Source organism: Pseudidiomarina gelatinasegens, assembly GCF_004025325.1.
Lineage (GTDB): Bacteria > Pseudomonadota > Gammaproteobacteria > Enterobacterales > Alteromonadaceae > Pseudidiomarina > Pseudidiomarina gelatinasegens.
Genome location: NZ_RSFE01000004.1, coordinates 86851 through 104698, shown reverse-complemented (window position 1 = coordinate 104698; position 17848 = coordinate 86851). Strand labels below are relative to the sequence as shown.

Sequence of the window (17848 nt, the reverse complement as noted above, 5' to 3'; positions counted from 1 at the left end):
CCTTTGGGCGCTTTTTTATTGCCTGTCGTTAACAACGAACCCCAATCAATTCCCAACCCGTTCCATCCAAAAAATCACTCGATCATTGCCGCGATATTGGCCAAAGCCTGCTGTCGCTTGTGGAAACCGATGCCCGTCGCCATCTTCGTCCAACCAAGGGTACTCCAACCAACTGTCCGTCTGGTATTCGAATAGAAACTCGCCCGTGTTATTGGGCGGTGTTGGCGCAGACCATAGCAGATTCCCGAGTTGCAATTCGCCCTGCAACAAATCGCTGTCGATACCTTCGCCACTTGTTGCTAAGGCATTTGGGTTATCAATAATATTAAGAGCTGTCGGTGTGGTTGCGGTGCACGAATCGTCGCCATGAAGAATGAACCGTTGACCGTCAAAATACTCACTGCGCATGACAACTGGCAACGGTTCGTCTTCAGGGCCAAAAGTATTTTCAAGCACCATTCTACCGTAGCGTAAATCTAACGTGCCGTTAAGCGCGGTGGCGTTGCCGGACTGAGTGATCAAAGAAGCACTCGCAAAGGCTCGGGCATCTTGTTCAGTAAGCACGCGTAAGCCAAGGCGCAAGTTCGGATAAGGACCATCAGCGGCCTCATCAAGACGGCGGTTGAATTGCACTGATGGCGTGGTGGGAACCGTATATTGTCCGGCCACCCAGGTGCTCGTTATTGGCGCGACTAAGCGCGTCGAAAACTCATCGCCCACAGTGTCTTGCGGCATGGTATGCGCGGCAACAAGTTCAAACTCTGCAGTGCCTAAGTAACTGGCGCTATTATAATTACGTGTTAATACGCCGGCAGTATTTACCGCATCAATGGTGTAGGCAACACCAATGGTCGGCTGCCCCATGTAACTAAAGTTGCCGGTAGAACAACTATCGCTAACACTCGACGAGCTCAATACAAAGCGGTCAGGATAAAATCGGCCGATAGGGCTAACCAGTCGGCTGAATGCATCACCGGCGCCTAAATAACTATCGCCACCTAGCCGCGCACGTAAATTAACCGTGCCTGCTTCGCGCCAAACGGCACCTGTCGTTCGTTTAGCGCCGCTGTAGGTTGGATCGACAGTAAACGGATTGGTTATTGTGAGTTTACTTGCATTGCTCGACGGGTCGGCCGGAATTGGATAGGCCATCGAATCAAATTCTGCGAGTACATCTGCCGTTATAACTTCCTGGCCGAAATTCGGGGTGGGGTTGCCATTGGCATTGAGCGACTGAACGATGAGTGTAAACGGCTCACCAGCTGCCGTGAAACCCGCTCCCGTATCGGTCGTTGCTACCCAAATATTTTCTAAATCATCAAGTGCGGCCGTGACTAACGTATGCGGGCGCACCACAAAATCATTAATACTGGTTCCGGTCAATGTAACGTCAGGATCGCCGTTACCGACGTCTTCGGCTAAATCGAGCTCTGCGTGTAAGCGCAGTTGCCCAACATCCGTATAATTCGCTGTCAACAGCGCTGTACCGGTATTGTCGAAGCTTACGGAAATTGGGCTTGTCGTTATAGCTGTGCCGTTATTATTTAATGGAATTGACGCGTTATTGAGCGAAAAATTCTGGCCGGCCTGACACGTCAGTGGGTTGGTACACTCCAAGCCAAAATCGACAGACTGAGCACCTTCAACTCGGGCCATACAGGCACCGGTGGTAGTATTTGTTTCCACGGCTCGTAAGGCCAGCGTGAAATCATTACCCGCAAAGTCGCTCGGTACATTACTGACGCCATCAGCCGCTGTGATAGCCAAACCTGCAGCGACAAAGTCAATCGCACATGATGTTGGCGTGACCCCTGACGGGTCATAACATTGCACCGGCTCAGTCGCGGTGGGGACAGCACTAGCTAGGCTAATGGCGGTAACACCACCACTGACATTACGTAGGCTAGCGTTACCCGTGCCGTTCAAAAACTCCCAGTTTGAACTTTCGGCCGTGGCACTAACTACAGAGCTACCTTGCCATGTGCTTCCGCTAACACTCGCTGTTGCCGTAAAGGTTACGGTGTCATCGTATGTTTCCGTACAATCACTATTGGCACAGGCAATAATATCCACTGCAGCAGCTAAACAGCTAACCTGCCGCTGTGGGTGAAGAATACGGAAATGATCAACAGCAGCAGGCTCAGGGGTACACCCAGCAGCTTGGTTTACTTCATTTTGCACTGCTGGGGTGTAAGAGATATTCGCGTTACTACCTAAGGTCACAGTGCCAGCGGTTAAGGCCCCGCCTTGAAAGTTGGTATTGTTACCAAAATTAATGTCGGTGGTTTCATATGGGCTATAGATAAGACCATTAAACGTGAATTCTGGACAATTATTGCCGCTATTGCAGTAGTTACCGATAACGAAGTCAGCGCCTTCATACAGGTAGACCACTAAATTCCCAACATTTCCGGTGCTGTTGAAGGAGATATCATTGCCACCAAATACGCCATCACGGATAAATAAACGAACCGGGCCATCTGGAACGATATTTATTGACGAGTTATTACCCAAATCCATACTTTTAATAAAGTAATCGCCAGGCGCCAAGTTGAGCGTATTTGAATTGGTCGAAAAGGTTATTTCTTCAATATAATAGTTGCCGCCGCCCGCCGTTGACGAAACCGCGTTGTTTCCTTGGGTGCGAATCGTGCCGTAGGTTCCAGGCGCGAGGTTGGTTGCGTTCTGCTCAGTTCCTGAACCGGTAAATACCGGAAAGGTTGCGGGCTCTAATGGTGGAAATTCAAGATCTACGGTATCGATGGTTCCCTCCGGAGTAGGGGTATTGCCGCCAGTACCGGTCTCATCAATGATGTCGTTATCGTTAATTTGCGAGCCACCACCTGCATTAAAGCCGTTTGAACCAACAATGCCAAAATCAGCAAGGTCATTAAACAATGAGCAGCTGTCTGGTGGTGGTGGGGTGCTTGGGTCGCACTCGGGTGGTGTTGAGCCGGCACCTGCGTCGCAGTATGTTGTTCCGCCTACGGTACCACCGTTGTTTTCAACTGTCGGGGCCGAAACGTCGCCACTAATAGTGCCCTGCCAATCGATTTGAATTTCCGTTGTGGCGGTTGCATTACCGGTAATATATGCATTGCTGGCTTCTAATTGGATGAAGTCCGCGCTAGCGTTACCGGTTATCCCTGAACCGTTGCCAATGATGATGTTTTGCGTGGCGTTAACTGTGCCTTGAATGTTGCTGTTGGAAGCCAAGATGAGCACATTTTCGGCGCTTACGTTACCGTCCATTGAACTGCCACTGGCTAACGTGAAGGTTCCTGTTGCAGTGACATTACCGGTAATGGTTACCGGTGAATCTGTGGTTACGTCCGTACCGGAAATGTTGCCATCTATAACATGGCCGCTACCAATAGAAATAGCGCCAGAACTTGTAATTGGTCCACCAAAAGTTGAATTATCGGCGCGCAATACAATGGAATTGGTGCCGGTAATTGCACCCGTTATATTATTTTGACCATTTATATCAATGCTATCGGACGCATTCAGTGAACCGTCAATTGTATCTTGATAGCTTGTGGTGATTTGGCTGCCGGTTAAGTTACCAGTAATTTGGCTTAACCCACCGGTGGTAATCTGTGCGGCATCCAAATTCCCAGTAATGGTATTTTGATAGCCAAGAGAAATATTGCCCGTCGCGGAAAAATTAACGGTTCCCGAGAATTGGAACCCTGTGGTGATGTTGCCACTTGCAATAATGGTTAGCGGAACGCTGCTTGAGCCCACCAAAATAGACGCACCGTTTAGGTTTACATCACCCGTGACCTCAATGATGGTTTTACCATCCGTGATGATGGTATCACCAGCTTGCAGCACTAAGCTATTACAGGTCACATTGGTATTATTTTTAGCGGTACATCCGGGCGGTACATCCCAGTTATTACCGTTACCGGAAAGGGTATAAGTTTGCGCTACCGCCGCGCCGGTCACTAAAAAAAGAAGCAAGCTTAGCGTTGTTTTAATAAACCCCATCACTTGCCTCCAGCATTATTTCTTTTGAATAGGTCATATCGCCAACCTCGCAATTTCCTTCAGCAACGATACGAAAATGCACCCCAGAATAAGGGTTACTTAACACCGCTTTATCGCAATAAACCGTTGTGGAGCAATTTGTTAGTCCATTAATGGAAAACACTTGCTCTGCCCGCGCCAAAGCGGGTGGAGCGGAGGTTCGGTCAGTACATAAACTGCTGTTAACGGGTGCATCATGTGGAAACAGATCCATTAAAAATAATTCTGCCCCAGTACGTGCTGCTGTTTGAGCGCGAGCACCATAAACTTCACTGACGGTAGCGCTACTGGAGTCACCCAAAATACGTACCATGGCTGTACCGATTAAACTCATGACGACGATAATGAACACCGCGACGGCCAAAGCCGCGCCGCGCTGTTGCCGTAAGTTTGGGACACTTGGTTTACGGAACATTCGGTATATGCACCTCGTGTAATAGCTGCAGCGGTTCCTGGTCAGCTGTTCGGCTAAAACGCCAGTCAATTTGTACTAAATTATTGCGCTGCAAGGTTGCCTCGAATTGATAAAACGGAAATTCGTTAGCACCCAAATTATTGAATAAGTTCTCAGCCATCAGCTCGGCACTGGTTGCTGTACTTCCCTGCAGCGTACTAAGTGAGGGCTGGTTAATAGTGCGGCCATAGCCGGCATAGCGAACCAACGCATTGCGCACGTCATCATAGCACCAACTTATCGGGTCACCGCCGATGTAGTAACGGCGAGCCGGACTCTCAGCACCAAAGAATGATGGGTTGGTGCTGTATTCAATTTCAACCACATTGTCTTGCGGGGGCGTGGCAGGGCTAACATTGGTGACCACCTTTCTGCGCTGGTTTGAGCCCCCATAAATATAGCTGCTGTTGGTGGCGTAAACGAATAAATAACCGCCGACAAGCGATTGGTTGGTGGCCGGGGCGATTGCAACAAAAGGGTCATTTCCCGTTGGGCCCGGGCGCGGAATATCCAAGTACTGGCTACTAGCAAGTATGGGCATAAATTCCACACACCGTTGGTTGTCGGTTAGGCTAACACGAACGCTACGCGGTATTGAGTTTCGCAGCTCGGCAACCAATCGGTTGACGGCGAAGCGTGACTGCGAAACTAATTGATCGCGTTCCGCGGTATCGCGAAATATCTGGGCGCCAAAGCCTAAATAGTTAAATACGAACAGCCCGGTTATTGCTAAAAGTACAATAACAATAATGAGTTCGACCAGTGTGAAACCGCGATTGCGCCCCATCAATAGTTCCCTCGTATCGAAGTAAACGTGAAGGTTTGGCCGAACGACGTGGTTACCGATACCTCTATGCGCTTATATAAAGTTACCGCGCCTTGGCACAGGCCGCCGTCATCGCTGTAGCAAATGTCGATGGCGAAGCTAAAGCCGACATAGCGCGCAGCAATGTCGTCTCCCAAGGCATCCTCTAAAGCTGGGTAGGTTATCTCTAATTGATGGTAGTCATCTACGTCATCAAAATCTTCGCGGGATTCCCCGTCAGGGCCTAGGTTGGCAGGTGCGGTGCAAGGCGGCGCACCGACCTCACCGCAGCGTTCTAACCCACCTTGCCGATCACTATTTTCATCGAATGACTTACCACTTACTTCATCAATAAGAGCCTGGCCAAGTGCCGCTGCGCGCACTTGCAAAAGTGGCTCAGCACTGCGCTGCGCTTGTGGGAACACCAATACCGTCAGTAGCACAATAGAAATACTAAGCACGACGATACCGATAATTATTTCAATCAGCGTAAAACCGCGCTGACTTTTGGTACCGCGATAGTATGTGGGCGAATCGCGCAGCATGGACAAACTCCGAGGCTTCTACTTTTCTTATAATTTGTTGATATATTGTTCTGTATACTACACTTTTTTCGTTTACACTGCATATATATAGTGAGTCATAGCAAGTGAGCATAATTGGATCAATATGCGGAACATTATCGCCAGTAAAAATGTAAATAATCAGCAAGGCTTCACGCTTGTAGAGCTGATTATTGTTATTGTATTGGTTGGTATTTTGGCCGTTACGGCAGGGCCGCGTATTTTTGGTTCAGGCGGCGTTGATCAAGTGGTGACAGAAAGGCAATTGATGAGCTTGTTGCGGTTACAGCAGCAGCAGGCTATGCAGGACGTTGTAAACCGCTGTTATGGGGTTTCTTTTACTAGCACGCAGGTCGCGCCCTATGATTGTGGCCAGGCCGTGAGCGCACAACGCTTAATCAATGTGCCCAATGACAACACGTTGACAGTTGTTTCGAGTATACTAGGTGCTACGTCTGAACTGCGATTTAATGCGCTTGGATGCCCAGTATCGGTGAACCATGCAACCGCCGCCGAAAACTGTGGTCAAAGCAGTGTCGAAATACAAATAGCAGGGCCCAACGCCCGTAACCTTTGCATTCAAAGCCAAGGTTATATTCGGGTAGGCAGTTGCAGCTAGAAACAACCGATAGAACGCGCTTGCCCGCGCGGTGTCAGCTTGGTAAAGTTACACGGTTATTCAGTCCACCAAATTACGAGTAAGGGAACATCCCCTCATGTTTAAGAAGTTACGCGGCATCTTCTCAAACGATCTATCGATCGACTTGGGTACAGCAAACACACTTATTTACGTTAAAGACGAAGGCATCGTGCTGAACGAACCTTCAGTTGTGGCGATTCGACAAGAACGCTCAGGCGGCCCCAAAAGTGTGGCGGCAGTCGGTCACGCGGCGAAGCAAATGTTGGGTCGTACGCCGGGTAACATTAAAGCAATCCGGCCGATGAAAGACGGCGTGATTGCTGACTTTTATGTGACTGAAAAAATGCTGCAGCACTTTATTAAGAAAGTGCACGATAGTCATTACTTTCGTCCAAGTCCGCGTGTTTTAGTTTGTGTGCCATGTGGTTCAACGCAAGTTGAGCGCCGTGCCATTCGTGAATCAGCCCTTGGTGCTGGTGCTCGCGAAGTCTATTTAATTGACGAACCAATGGCTGCCGCAATTGGTGCAGGGTTACCTGTATCTGAGCCAACCGGTTCTATGGTGGTGGACATCGGTGGTGGTACCACTGAAGTTGCGATTATCTCGTTAAATGGTGTGGTTTATTCTTCGTCGGTTCGTATTGGTGGCGACAAATTTGATGAAGCCATTGTTAATTATATACGCCGTAACTTTGGTTCATTAATCGGTGAAGCCACAGCTGAACGAATTAAGCACGAAATTGGCTCGGCCTTCCCAGGTGAGGAAGTTCGCGAAATTGAAGTGCGTGGTCGCAACCTTGCTGAAGGTGTGCCGCGTTCATTCACCTTGAACAGCAACGAAATTTTAGAAGCATTACAAGAGCCGTTAATGGGTATTGTGAGTGCCGTAATGGTTGCCTTAGAGCAATCACCACCAGAACTTGCGTCTGACATTTCTGAACGCGGTATGGTTCTTACCGGTGGTGGCGCATTGTTGCGTGACCTTGATCGCTTATTGATGGAAGAAACTGGAATACCAGTAATTGTTGCTGATGACCCGCTGACTTGTGTTGCTCGTGGCGGTGGTAAAGCACTCGAAATGATCGACATGCACGGCGGTGACCTGTTCAGTTATGAGTAAGCGACACCATGAAGTCGCTATTTGATCGAGGGCCCAGCCTTCTTACAAGACTGGTGCTGGCGCTTACTTGCGCTGCTACAGTGATGTTCTTAGACCACCGGCTGAATACCATGCAGCCGGTGCGTTCGTTTTTATCTACCCTTGTTGCTCCCGTTCAATACCTCGCTGTGTTGCCTGAAGAAGTGCTTGACCGTTTAGTTTATTTGTCCACAACGCGAACCACGTTACGCGAAGAGAACAAGGCTCTAAAACAAGAGCTGCAAGAGCTGCAAATGGCTGTTCAACGTTTAAACTTTTTAGAAAACGAGAACGATCGATTGCGGCAGCTGCTGGACTCGGAAGTGCGAGAGACAAGTCGTCGCATGGCAGCCGAAGTGGTGGCAGTGGCAACCGACCCGTTTTCCCATCAAGTGGTTATCAACAAGGGCAGTGCCAACGGTGTTTACGAAGGCCAGCCGGTGCTCGATAACCGTGGCATTGTGGGGCAAATCCTAAGTGTTGGTCGCGGCACTGCGCGCGTATTACTCATTTCAGATCAAAGTCATGCTATTTCTCTACGCGCAGAACGTAACGACATTCGTGTGCTAGCGCGTGGTACCGGCGACTTGCAGCGACTTGAACTTCTATTTATACCGCACTCGAGTGAACTTGAAGTTGGCGATAAGCTGATGTCGTCCGGCTTGGGCGGGGTTTTTCCTGAGGGATATCCGGTCGCAGAAATCATCGAATTTGATCGTGACGAACGCTTGCAATATGCACGCGTGGTGGCACAGCCATTTGCGCAATTAGATCGCATTCGAACGGTGTTGTTGTTATGGCCAAGCAGCGCAACAGAACAACCAGTTTATGATGATAAAGAGGGTGCAGATAATGTGGATTAAATCTGGACTGCTGCCGCTCTTAGTGAGTTACCTCGTGGCTTTAGTGCTCATGGTTATGCCAATGCCTGCGTTTTTAGAAGCTTGGCGGCCAGATTGGTTAAGCTTGGTGATTATTTATTGGGTCATGGCATTACCGCATCGCGTTGGTATGGGTACCGTACTTATTCTCGGTCTGGTTGCTGACATTCTGATGGGCTCAGTGTTTGGTATTTATGCCACAGCATTATTAATTATGGCGTATCCTGCCATTCGACACTTTCAACGTATTCGTAATTACTCCTTTACCCAACAAGCTTTAATCGTGGCAGTGTTGGTATTGGTAAAGCGGGTGTTGGTGTATGAACTTGAACATGTATTGAACGATGCAATGTTTCATGGCTCTTACTTATATCCAGTTATTTCGTCAGCCATAGCTTGGCCCTGGGTGTATTTGATTTTACGTAAGTACCGGAGGCATTACCTTGTCCGCTAAGGCATTAGCACTGGCATCGGGCTCACCACGCCGTTTTGAGTTGTTGCAGCTATTAGACCGGCCCTTTTCTGTGGTGCGGCCGCAGGTTCCTGAACAGATTCAACCGCATGAAACGCCGTTAGCGTATGTTCAGCGCTTGGCGCTTAGCAAAGCACAGGCAGGTGCCAAACTTTGTGATGCAGGCACGTTAGTGCTCGGCGCCGACACGATTGTGGTATGTGGCAATGAAGTGCTCGAGAAGCCACAAAACTATCAACACTTTGTGAGCATGATGACTATGCTTTCAGGTAACACACATCAGGCAGTGACCGCGGTTGCTGGGGTGCTAAATTCCATTGAAGACGTTGTAGTGAGTAGCGCAAACGTTACCTTCAAAGCCTTGTCGGAAGCTGAAATTGAGGCTTACTGGCACAGTGGAGAACCGCAGGATAAAGCTGGCGGGTACGGTATTCAAGGTCGAGCGTCGAAGTTTGTGACGCACCTAGAAGGCAGCTATTTCGCCGTGGTGGGATTACCCATGTACGAAACCGAACAGTTAATACAAACCATTGAGGGGCGCGCATGAGTGCAGAAATATTGATGAACGTCACGCCCACAGAAACTCGGGTTGCTTTAATTGAAAACGGAATTTTGCAAGAGATACATATTGAGCGGCAAGCCAAACGCGGGCTTGTTGGAAATATCTATGTTGGCAAGGTGTCACGCGTGTTGCCTGGTATGCAGGCAGCCTTTATTGATATCGGCTTAGACAAAGCAGCTTTTTTGCATGCATCGGATATCGTCACGCAGTTGGAGCAAGCCGAAGACATCGCGCGCGGTACATTACCGACGGCAGATATTGCACAGCTCGTGCGCCCAGGGCAACAAATTCTGGTGCAAGTGGTGAAAGATCCTCTGGGCACTAAAGGCGCACGCCTAACCACCGATATCACCATTCCATCACGCTACATGGTTTTAATGCCGCAATCTCCCCATGTGGGCATTTCGCAGCGCATTGAAGACGAGCAAGAGCGCGAGCGCCTAAAAAAAGCCGCGATGCCTTATTGTGACGGCGACAGCGGTTTTATTGTTCGTACAGCTGCAGAAGGTGCTGCGGATGACGAGTTACAACGTGATGCTAAATTTTTGCGGCGCTTATGGGACACCATTCAAGCGCGCCGTAAAGGCATGCGCAAAATCGGCTTGGTTTACGAAGACTTAAATCTGTCATGTCGCATACTACGCGACTTTGTCGGTGAACAAATTGAACGCATTCGTGTTGATTCGCGGGTTACTTATGACTTGCTTAACGAGTTTGTGAAAGAATTTATTCCAGAGCTTAGTGATGCATTGGAATATTACAGTGGCGAACGGCCGATATTCGATTTATTTGACGTCGAAAATGAAGTTCAACGCGCGCTTGACCGCAAGGTTGAACTAAAGTCCGGTGGTTCTATCATAATCGACCAAACCGAGGCAATGACCACCATTGATATCAACACCGGTGGTTTTGTTGGGCACCGCAATCTGGAAGAAACCATTTTTAATACCAACACCGAGGCGACACAAGCCATTGCGCGACAACTTCGGCTGCGCAACCTCGGCGGCATTATTATTATCGATTTTATAGATATGCAAAACGCGGATCATCGCCGGCGTGTGCTCCACAGTCTTGAGCAGGCGCTGGGCAAAGACCGCGCAAAGACCTCAATCAACGGTTTCACTTCATTGGGTTTGGTTGAGATGACGCGAAAACGCACCCGGGAGAGCCTAGAGCATGTGCTGTGCTCAGAGTGCCCCGTATGTGGCGGGCGCGGGTCTATGAAGACCATTGAAACCGTGTGTTATGAGGTAATGCGTGAAATTGTGCGGGTTAACCGTGCTTATGCTGCGGATCATTTTGTGGTCTATGCATCGGCAGCGGTCACTGAAATGCTGCTTAACGAGGAATCACATGCTCTGGCTGAACTTGAAGTGTTCATAGGCAAACAAGTCAAAGTACTGGTTGAGCCTTTGTACAATCAAGAGCAGTTTGATGTGGTAATGATGTAACTATGGCGCGTCAGGCATTCGGGTTTATCTATAGAACCCTACTGTATAGCATTGCAGTAGTGCTGGTGCTGTTTGCGCTATTCATTAGTGGCTTACGGTATCTATTGCCGCAGTTGCCAGACGTAACCCAACAGGTAGAAACCTTTCTAAGTAATCGCTATGCCATTGAAGTAAGCCTTGCGCAAATAAGCGCGGATTGGAGCCGTACAGGCCCCGAACTGATATTGCACGAGCTTGTAGTGCGCCCTGATGCAACCAAAGCCACCCGTGTTGAAATTGGCGAAGCCAGAGTACATATCAACTTTTGGAGCAGTGCCAGCACAGTTAGCCTTCAGTTTGAACGGGTGCAATTGGACGCCATGCGACTCCATTACGACCTGCGTGACAGCTACGGCAGTGATGATGCAACCGACTTGACCTTGTCGGATAAACTAACTTCATTGTTGTTGAATCAGCTCGATTATATTCAGGTAACCGAAAGTACGCTGGAACTGGTTAATTTAATTGGGGTGACTCGCGCCATTGATATTCAGGAGCTGCGTTGGAACAACCAGAACAAACGCCACCAAGGTGTAGGAAAGCTCGTATTTTCAGATGTGTCCGATAATACCCTCGATGTCATCATTGATGTGCAAGGTAGTGATGCCCGCGCGTTGGATGGGCAAGTTTATGTTGCTGCTCATAAGTTAAATATTACACCTTGGGTTCAGCAGCAAGTTATTGATACACAAATCAAAAATGCAGAGTTTAACTATAAGCTTTGGTTGAACTTTCAGCAAAATCAATTCACCGACGGCCTGTTACAGCTCGGTGAGCAAGCTTTGGTGTGGCAAGTCGGCGAGCAAACCCATCAGCTGCGCGTGCCTGGCGGTGAGCTTAAATTACGCCCTTACCAAAACGGCTGGCGCGTAAATTCAAACCCGATAACTATTGAGCACAACCAGCGTAGCTGGATACTCCCCACATTTAGCTGGGAGCAAACCCCCACAAGCACGGCAATTAGTGCGAATGATATTCCATTGCCACCGATGTTGGAGTTACTCAACTTGCTTGGTAGCCAAGGTGCCGCGGTGAGCAATCAGCTTGCTGACCGCGACGCTCAGGGGGTGATTGATGTGGTGTTCGAGAACCAATTAAAAGGGCCTATGCGTTGGTCAGCCAGTGGTGAAGCGCTGAGTTGGGGCCAATTTGGTGGCGTACCAGGGCTTTCGAACGTCAACCTTCGACTGTATGGTGCTGGTGAGCGCGTCGCCTGGCGGCTTGATGGCGTTAACGCGGCGTTTAATAGCGTAGCATTAGACTATGATGACCCGTGGGCGTTGCCAAAATTGGCAATGTCTGGTGATTTCTCTTGGTACGGCGATGGCGATTGGCAGTTACGCGTGGACCCGACCAGCGAGTTGCATTTGGAAGGGTTCCCGATTGGACTGGCTGCAACGCTTAAGCCTACAGAAGATTCAATCTATGTAAATGCCTTAGCGCGCAGCTTAAACGAACAACCGATTTCGGCCGAAACCCTGCGTAATAGCTTACCCGTTGTCATGGGCGATAGATTGCATGACTATTTGTCTGTTGCAATTCAAGGCGGGCAAGCGCAAGAAATCGCCATGGTGTGGCGCGGTGATTTGAAGCGCTTCCCGTATCACGACAAGCAGGGTGCGTTCGAAGCTCGGGCGCGTTTAAGTGAGCTGAACTATAAGTTTCAACCGAATTGGCGTCCCGTTTATGACGCAAATGCAGTTATTAATTTCCGTAATGAGCGCATGCATATTGTCGCTGAAAACGGTCAACTCGGTAATGTACAAATAAACCGTGCTGATGTGGTATTGCCGGATATCTTGGCCGGGCAAAATGCGTATTTAGATATTCAGGCTGATATTGCCGGAGACGCGAAAGAACTTAAGCCAGTATTTGACGATAGCCCGTTAGCAAACAGTTTAGGCGCTACCTTTGCTGAACTGCAGCTGCGTGGGCCGTTAACCAGTCAACTGCAACTGACGATACCACTTAAAAAAGACGCTCAAGTCATTGCTGAAGGCTTTGCCGAGCTGGAAGGCAACGAACTTACGGTGCGCAGCCTTAAAGAGACGTTTACTGACGTTAGCGGTCGCGTTGATTTTCGCAATGATGTAATAACAGCAGAACAACTCTCAATGCAGTGGCGCGACTTCCCTGTAGCGATAACGCTAAATAGTAGCCAGCGTGAGAACGACTATTTTGTTGATGTCACAGCTGCCGGCAACTGGGCGTTGCAGAAATTCGAACCACTGGTTGCAGGAGAGATGCCATGGAATGCAGCGTTTAATCTAAGTCTACCCAAACAAGGTGGTTATTCGTTTCGTTGGCAGCAAACCGCAAATCTTGATGGTGTTACAGTCAATGCTCCTGCGCCCTTAAATAAAGACACCGGGCAGGCGCAAGAACTCGAATTATTGGTTTCCGGCAGCCAAGACAGCATTTTGGTAAATGCCGAGGTGGGTGAGCACGTGCTGGTCGAACTCCAATTTGACGGCAAGGGTGAGCAACTCCAAACCGGCTACGCGCGCGTTGGGCCATCGTTCAGTCAGTCACCTAACCCGAATGTGGTTCGGCTGAACCCAGTTTTCACCGTCGACGTGAATCTGCCAGACGCTGATGTGGAGCGTTGGTCGGCCACTTATGAACAGCTTCAGCAACTCATTCCAGAAGGTGCCGGTGAAACACAGCTGGCCAGTTTATTGCAGCCAGATTATATTCAGCTAATTAGTCCACGGGTCTATTTTAAGGACAATCAGTTGACGGATGTCGTTATGGTCGCCTGGCCTGCCGAACGTGGTTGGAATGCGCGGATTGAGTCGGCGCAAATGCTCAGCGATGCCTTACTTGTGCCGGCGACGCGCGCAACCGCAGAGGTTGAGGCGAGTAAACCTGAACTGCGATTGAATGCAGAGTTCATAGAATTGGGCACCAGCAATTCAGCTGCAAAGGTTCTTGATGACGCAAGTACGGTGGCAGAGAAAATTGCAAAATCTCCCAAAGACTTTAACCATTTGCCGGACATATATCTGCAATGTAAACGTTGCCGCTATGGGCCTTATGAATTGGGTGAAGTGGATTTACATTTAAGTGGCGAAAGCAACCTGTTAAAACTGGTTAACTTTAAGGCGCAACATAGAAATCACACCATTACCGCAGAAGGCAGTTGGGCACTCGAAACGAGCACGCAACACCCACAAACACGAATTTTCGGTGAGTTTACCTCGCCCGACTTTGGTGAGTTTCTTGAGAACTATGAATTCACTTCAATGGTGCGTGACAGCGAAGCCAGAATCACATTTGATCTAAGCTATTTGGGGGCGCCGCAGAATTTTGACGCAGCATCACTCAATGGCAACATTGGTTGGCGACTAGGGCAGGGGTATCTCAACGAAGTGAGTGACCGCGGCGCACGACTATTTTCATTGCTGAGTCTCGATAGTATTCTGCGGAAGTTGCGCTTTGATTTTCGTGATGTGTTTGCAAACGGACTGTTTTATACCAATTTTAGCGGCGACTTTAACATCGTAAATGGCATCGTAAACACCAATAATACCGAACTTAATGGTGCTGCGGGTGACATGGAAGTTAAAGGACAAACCAACTTGATGACGCGTACGCTTAACTATGATCTTCAGTTTGTGCCGAAAGTTACTTCCAGTCTGCCGGTAATTTTGGCATGGATGATTAATCCGCCTTCTGGTCTTGCAGCCCTGGTCATTGATCGTATGTTGCACGATGCTAAAGTAATCAGCCGGCTCGAGTATAAAATATCTGGCACTATGGACGAGCCGACCATTGAAGAAGTTGCGCGCGACAGTCGCGACGCGCCAATTCCACCGGAGGTGCGCAATGATACAGAATCAGCAGAACCTGAAGCAGGTACAAATGACGGCGCTGCAAATGACCAGCAGCCCACAACCGAGTCAGAATCTTCAAACAATCGAGACGCTACTTAAGCAGCTCCCCGAACACCGACCACAATTGGTCGTCTTGCCTGAGGCTTGCCTATGTTTCGGGGCGGGCGACCAACGTCAGCGCGAGTTGGCAGAGTTACCAAATGAGGGGCCGATGCAAGCGGGCCTGGCTGAACTTGCACGTCGTTACAACGTGTGGTTGGTCGGTGGCACCATTCCGTTAATTAATCATACCGACGACAATAAGTTCTACGCGGCAAGCCTCGTCTATAACCCGCAAGGCGAGTGCGTCGCTCGGTATAATAAAATACATCTGTTCGACGTCGACGTTGCCGATAATACGCGCAGCTACCGAGAATCCAGTTGGACCGAAGCTGGTACTGAGGTGGTCACTGTGGCCACTGAGTTTGGCACATTGGGGTTAGCGGTATGTTATGATGTGCGCTTTCCAGAACTGTTTCGGGCATTGCGAAGCGCTGGCGCGGACATTCTTCTGTTGCCTTCAGCATTTACGCAAGTGACTGGCGCTGCCCATTGGCATGTGTTGACCCGCGCGCGTGCCATTGAGCAGCAATGTTTTATGGTTGCCGCCGCACAAGCAGGCGAACATGAAAATGGCCGCCAAACGTTCGGCCACGCGCTTGTAATTGACGCGTGGGGCCGCATATTAGCTGAAACAGACCAAACAAAACCAAGTTTAGCAACGGCACTGGTGTCGGTCAGCGACATTCATAAAATTCGACAAGACATTCCGGTAGCGGACCACTTTAAACGCAGTAATAAGGTTCTTCATGCAAGCACAGAGCGTACAAGATAATCTCCTCAAGCATCATGGTCTTGACCGTGATGCTCTGCATACATCATTGGCAACCTTATATACAGGTGATATCGACTTTGCGGATATCTATCTGCAAAGCAGTATTAATGAATCCTGGGTGCTCGAAGATGGCATCGTCAAAGAAGGCAGTTTCCATATCGAAGCTGGTCTCGGCGTGCGCGCCATACATGGTGAGAAAACCGGGTTTGCTTATGCGGACGACATTTCGCCGCACGCGCTTCAGAAAGCGGCTGCTGCTGCTCGCGGTATCAGTTTGGCTGGCGCAAATAAGCAGGTCTGTGCGTTTACTCAGGCGCCACATATTAAGCGCTACGCAGCGGTGAATCCGTTGGCAAGCTTAAATGAACAAGCAAAGATTGATCTGTTGCGTGAAATTGACGCCTATGCACGTAGTTTGGACTCTCGCGTGGTCGAAGTTATTGCGAGTATTAGCGGTAGCTATGACGAAGTACTGATTGCCGCAACTGACGGCACCTTTGCGACCGACATCCGCCCATTAGTCCGGGTGAATTGTACCGTATTAGTCGAGCACGATGGTCGTCGTGAGCGCGGCAGCGCGGGCGGAGGTGCTCGTGTTGACTATCATTATTTCGCGCAAACCATCGGTGAAAAACCGCGCTGGAAGACATTTGCTGACGAAGCAGTTCGACAAGCTTTGGTAAATCTTGAGGCTCGGCCTGCACCAGCGGGAACAATGCCGGTAGTGCTTGGCGCAGGTTGGCCGGGAGTTCTGCTGCATGAAGCGGTTGGCCACGGCTTAGAAGGTGACTTCAACCGCAAGGGGGCATCAGCCTATGCCGGTAAAATTGGCGAAATGGTTGCCTCTGAGCTGTGTACCATTGTTGATGATGGCACCATCAATGACCGTCGTGGCTCACTAGCTATTGACGATGAAGGTACCGAAGCTGGTTACAACGTGTTGATTGAAAAAGGCCGTTTAGTTGGCTACATGCAAGATAAAATGAATGCGCGATTAATGGGTGTTAGCCCGACCGGTAACGGACGTCGCGAGAGTTACGCGCACCTGCCAATGCCACGCATGACGAATACCTACATGCTAGCCGGTGAACATGACCCGCAAGACATTATTGGTAGTGTAAAACGTGGTATTTACGCACCGCACTTTGCAGGCGGCCAAGTGGATATCACATCGGGGAAATTTGTGTTCTCTGCATCAGAGGCTTACTTAATTGAAGACGGTAAAATTACCGCACCAATTAAAGGAGCCACGCTCATCGGTAATGGGCCAGACGCGATGCGTCAAGTTTCTATGGTTGGCCATGATCTAGAACTCGACCAAGGTGTGGGTGTGTGTGGTAAAGATGGGCAGAGTGTGCCGGTTGGTGTTGGCCAACCGACGCTCAAATTAGATGCATTAACCGTGGGTGGCACCGATTAAAGGGTGACCACCTCACGTAAATATTTGAATAATTCGCGCGCAGCAGCTGGTGATTTACCTTGCTGGGCTTGCTTATTCGCTTGGCGATAAAACTGACGTAACTTTTGGCGATCAGCATTCGGGTAGCTATCTATAAACTGCTGAATTGCTTCGTCGCCGCGGGCTAAAATACTGTCGCGATATTTTTCAAGCTGGTGGAATAGCGCGCTTTGTTCGTTGTGGGCATCTTCCAGTTCAGCTAGTGCTTGCTCTATCGGTGCGGTGTCGCGATGGCGCATCATTTTACCGATAAGCTGCAATTGACGGCGGTAACCTTCACGCGTGTTGCGAATGCGCTGAGCCAGATGAATCGCGTCGAGTAACTCTTCGTCGAGTGGGATTTTGGCAAGTTTGCCTTCTGACAAGGCAACAAGTTGCTCACCGAGTCGCTGTTGAGCTTCGGCTACGCGTTTTAGTTCTGATTTACTGACAAGATCGTCGTCGTGCTCAAATTCGGTCATGGGGGTCGCCTCTGTGTTTCCGAGCGAATTGTACCTGAACACGAGTTATAAATACAAAAACGATATTGGTTATTCGTTATTCGTTATTCGTCCATTCGCGTTGCTCACTGTTGGTACGCTGCGCTATTCGAATAGTGCGCAGCACGGACGAACAGCGCAGCGCACGAATAACGAATAACGA

General features: G+C 49.4%; 14 protein-coding genes. 9 read left to right on the top strand and 5 right to left on the bottom strand.

The annotated features are described in order from the left end of the window. Window positions 1-45: 45 nt before the first annotated feature. The 4 genes from EGC76_RS06505 to EGC76_RS06490 are packed head-to-tail and all read right to left on the bottom strand — an operon-like array spanning window position 46 to window position 5836. Window positions 46-3993: a polymer-forming cytoskeletal protein gene (locus EGC76_RS06505; RefSeq protein WP_128352195.1), complete on the bottom strand. Its 3948-nt coding sequence runs from the start codon at window positions 3991-3993 to the stop codon at window positions 46-48. Beyond that, a complete protein-coding gene (locus EGC76_RS06500; RefSeq protein WP_128352194.1) occupies window positions 3980-4447 on the bottom strand; it encodes a pilus assembly PilX family protein in 468 nt (155 codons plus the stop codon). The genes EGC76_RS06505 and EGC76_RS06500 overlap by 14 nt, the downstream gene beginning before the upstream one ends. Then, window positions 4437-5273 (bottom strand): type II secretion system protein, encoded by an 837-nt coding sequence (locus EGC76_RS06495; RefSeq protein ID WP_128352193.1) that lies wholly within the window; start codon window positions 5271-5273, stop codon window positions 4437-4439. Before EGC76_RS06495 ends, EGC76_RS06500 begins: the two co-directional genes overlap by 11 nt. Beyond that, window positions 5273-5836: a type IV pilus modification PilV family protein gene (locus EGC76_RS06490; protein WP_128352192.1), complete on the bottom strand. Its 564-nt coding sequence runs from the start codon at window positions 5834-5836 to the stop codon at window positions 5273-5275. Before EGC76_RS06490 ends, EGC76_RS06495 begins: the two co-directional genes overlap by 1 nt. Before the next feature lie 124 nt (window positions 5837-5960). On the opposite strand from EGC76_RS06490, the gene EGC76_RS06485 reads away from it, so the two are divergent. From EGC76_RS06485 to tldD, 9 genes are all read left to right on the top strand, one after another. Then, a complete protein-coding gene (locus EGC76_RS06485; RefSeq protein ID WP_128352191.1) occupies window positions 5961-6473 on the top strand; it encodes a type II secretion system protein in 513 nt (170 codons plus the stop codon). 97 nt (window positions 6474-6570) lie between these two features. Then, window positions 6571-7614: a rod shape-determining protein gene (locus EGC76_RS06480; RefSeq protein WP_128352190.1), complete on the top strand. Its 1044-nt coding sequence runs from the start codon at window positions 6571-6573 to the stop codon at window positions 7612-7614. Between the two features lie 8 nt (window positions 7615-7622). After that, window positions 7623-8495, top strand: a complete 873-nt coding sequence (gene mreC / locus EGC76_RS06475) for a rod shape-determining protein MreC (protein ID WP_128352189.1) — start codon at window positions 7623-7625, stop codon at window positions 8493-8495. Continuing rightward, the gene (gene mreD, locus EGC76_RS06470) at window positions 8485-8967 is read left to right on the top strand and encodes a rod shape-determining protein MreD (protein ID WP_246013920.1); all 483 of its coding nucleotides are present in this window, start codon (window positions 8485-8487) and stop codon (window positions 8965-8967) included. The genes mreC and mreD overlap by 11 nt, the downstream gene beginning before the upstream one ends. Next, window positions 8957-9532, top strand: coding sequence for a Maf family protein (locus tag EGC76_RS06465; protein WP_128352188.1), 576 nt, complete (start codon window positions 8957-8959; stop codon window positions 9530-9532). Before mreD ends, EGC76_RS06465 begins: the two co-directional genes overlap by 11 nt. Then, window positions 9529-10998, top strand: a complete 1470-nt coding sequence (rng, locus tag EGC76_RS06460; RefSeq protein WP_128352187.1) for a ribonuclease G — start codon at window positions 9529-9531, stop codon at window positions 10996-10998. The genes EGC76_RS06465 and rng overlap by 4 nt, the downstream gene beginning before the upstream one ends. Before the next feature lie 2 nt (window positions 10999-11000). Then, entirely contained in the window at window positions 11001-14972 is a 3972-nt protein-coding gene (locus tag EGC76_RS06455) for a YhdP family protein (RefSeq protein ID WP_128352186.1), read from the top strand. After that, the gene (locus EGC76_RS06450; RefSeq protein ID WP_246013919.1) at window positions 14866-15747 is read left to right on the top strand and encodes a carbon-nitrogen hydrolase family protein; all 882 of its coding nucleotides are present in this window, start codon (window positions 14866-14868) and stop codon (window positions 15745-15747) included. The genes EGC76_RS06455 and EGC76_RS06450 overlap by 107 nt, the downstream gene beginning before the upstream one ends. Then, window positions 15722-17167 carry a metalloprotease TldD gene (gene tldD / locus EGC76_RS06445; RefSeq protein ID WP_128352185.1) on the top strand — a complete coding sequence of 482 codons (1446 nt, stop codon included), beginning with the start codon at window positions 15722-15724 and terminating at the stop codon, window positions 17165-17167. The genes EGC76_RS06450 and tldD overlap by 26 nt, the downstream gene beginning before the upstream one ends. On the opposite strand, the gene yjgA is transcribed toward tldD, so the two are convergent. Continuing rightward, the gene (gene yjgA / locus EGC76_RS06440) at window positions 17164-17667 is read right to left on the bottom strand and encodes a ribosome biogenesis factor YjgA (protein ID WP_128352184.1); all 504 of its coding nucleotides are present in this window, start codon (window positions 17665-17667) and stop codon (window positions 17164-17166) included. The two genes, tldD and yjgA, sit on opposite strands and share 4 nt — an antisense overlap. Between the last annotated feature and the right edge of the window lie 181 nt (window positions 17668-17848).

Coding starts and splice junctions, on each gene's coding strand:
- EGC76_RS06505 (WP_128352195.1), bottom strand. CDS start 3,993: ATGGGGTTTATTAAAACAACGCTAAGCTTGCTTCTTTTTTTAGTGACC.
- EGC76_RS06500 (WP_128352194.1), bottom strand. CDS start 4,447: ATGTTCCGTAAACCAAGTGTCCCAAACTTACGGCAACAGCGCGGCGCG.
- EGC76_RS06495 (WP_128352193.1), bottom strand. CDS start 5,273: ATGGGGCGCAATCGCGGTTTCACACTGGTCGAACTCATTATTGTTATT.
- EGC76_RS06490 (WP_128352192.1), bottom strand. CDS start 5,836: ATGCTGCGCGATTCGCCCACATACTATCGCGGTACCAAAAGTCAGCGC.
- EGC76_RS06485 (WP_128352191.1), top strand. CDS start 5,961: ATGCGGAACATTATCGCCAGTAAAAATGTAAATAATCAGCAAGGCTTC.
- EGC76_RS06480 (WP_128352190.1), top strand. CDS start 6,571: ATGTTTAAGAAGTTACGCGGCATCTTCTCAAACGATCTATCGATCGAC.
- mreC (WP_128352189.1), top strand. CDS start 7,623: ATGAAGTCGCTATTTGATCGAGGGCCCAGCCTTCTTACAAGACTGGTG.
- mreD (WP_246013920.1), top strand. CDS start 8,485: ATGTGGATTAAATCTGGACTGCTGCCGCTCTTAGTGAGTTACCTCGTG.
- rng (WP_128352187.1), top strand. CDS start 9,529: ATGAGTGCAGAAATATTGATGAACGTCACGCCCACAGAAACTCGGGTT.
- EGC76_RS06455 (WP_128352186.1), top strand. CDS start 11,001: ATGGCGCGTCAGGCATTCGGGTTTATCTATAGAACCCTACTGTATAGC.
- EGC76_RS06450 (WP_246013919.1), top strand. CDS start 14,866: ATGATACAGAATCAGCAGAACCTGAAGCAGGTACAAATGACGGCGCTG.
- tldD (WP_128352185.1), top strand. CDS start 15,722: ATGCAAGCACAGAGCGTACAAGATAATCTCCTCAAGCATCATGGTCTT.
- yjgA (WP_128352184.1), bottom strand. CDS start 17,667: ATGACCGAATTTGAGCACGACGACGATCTTGTCAGTAAATCAGAACTA.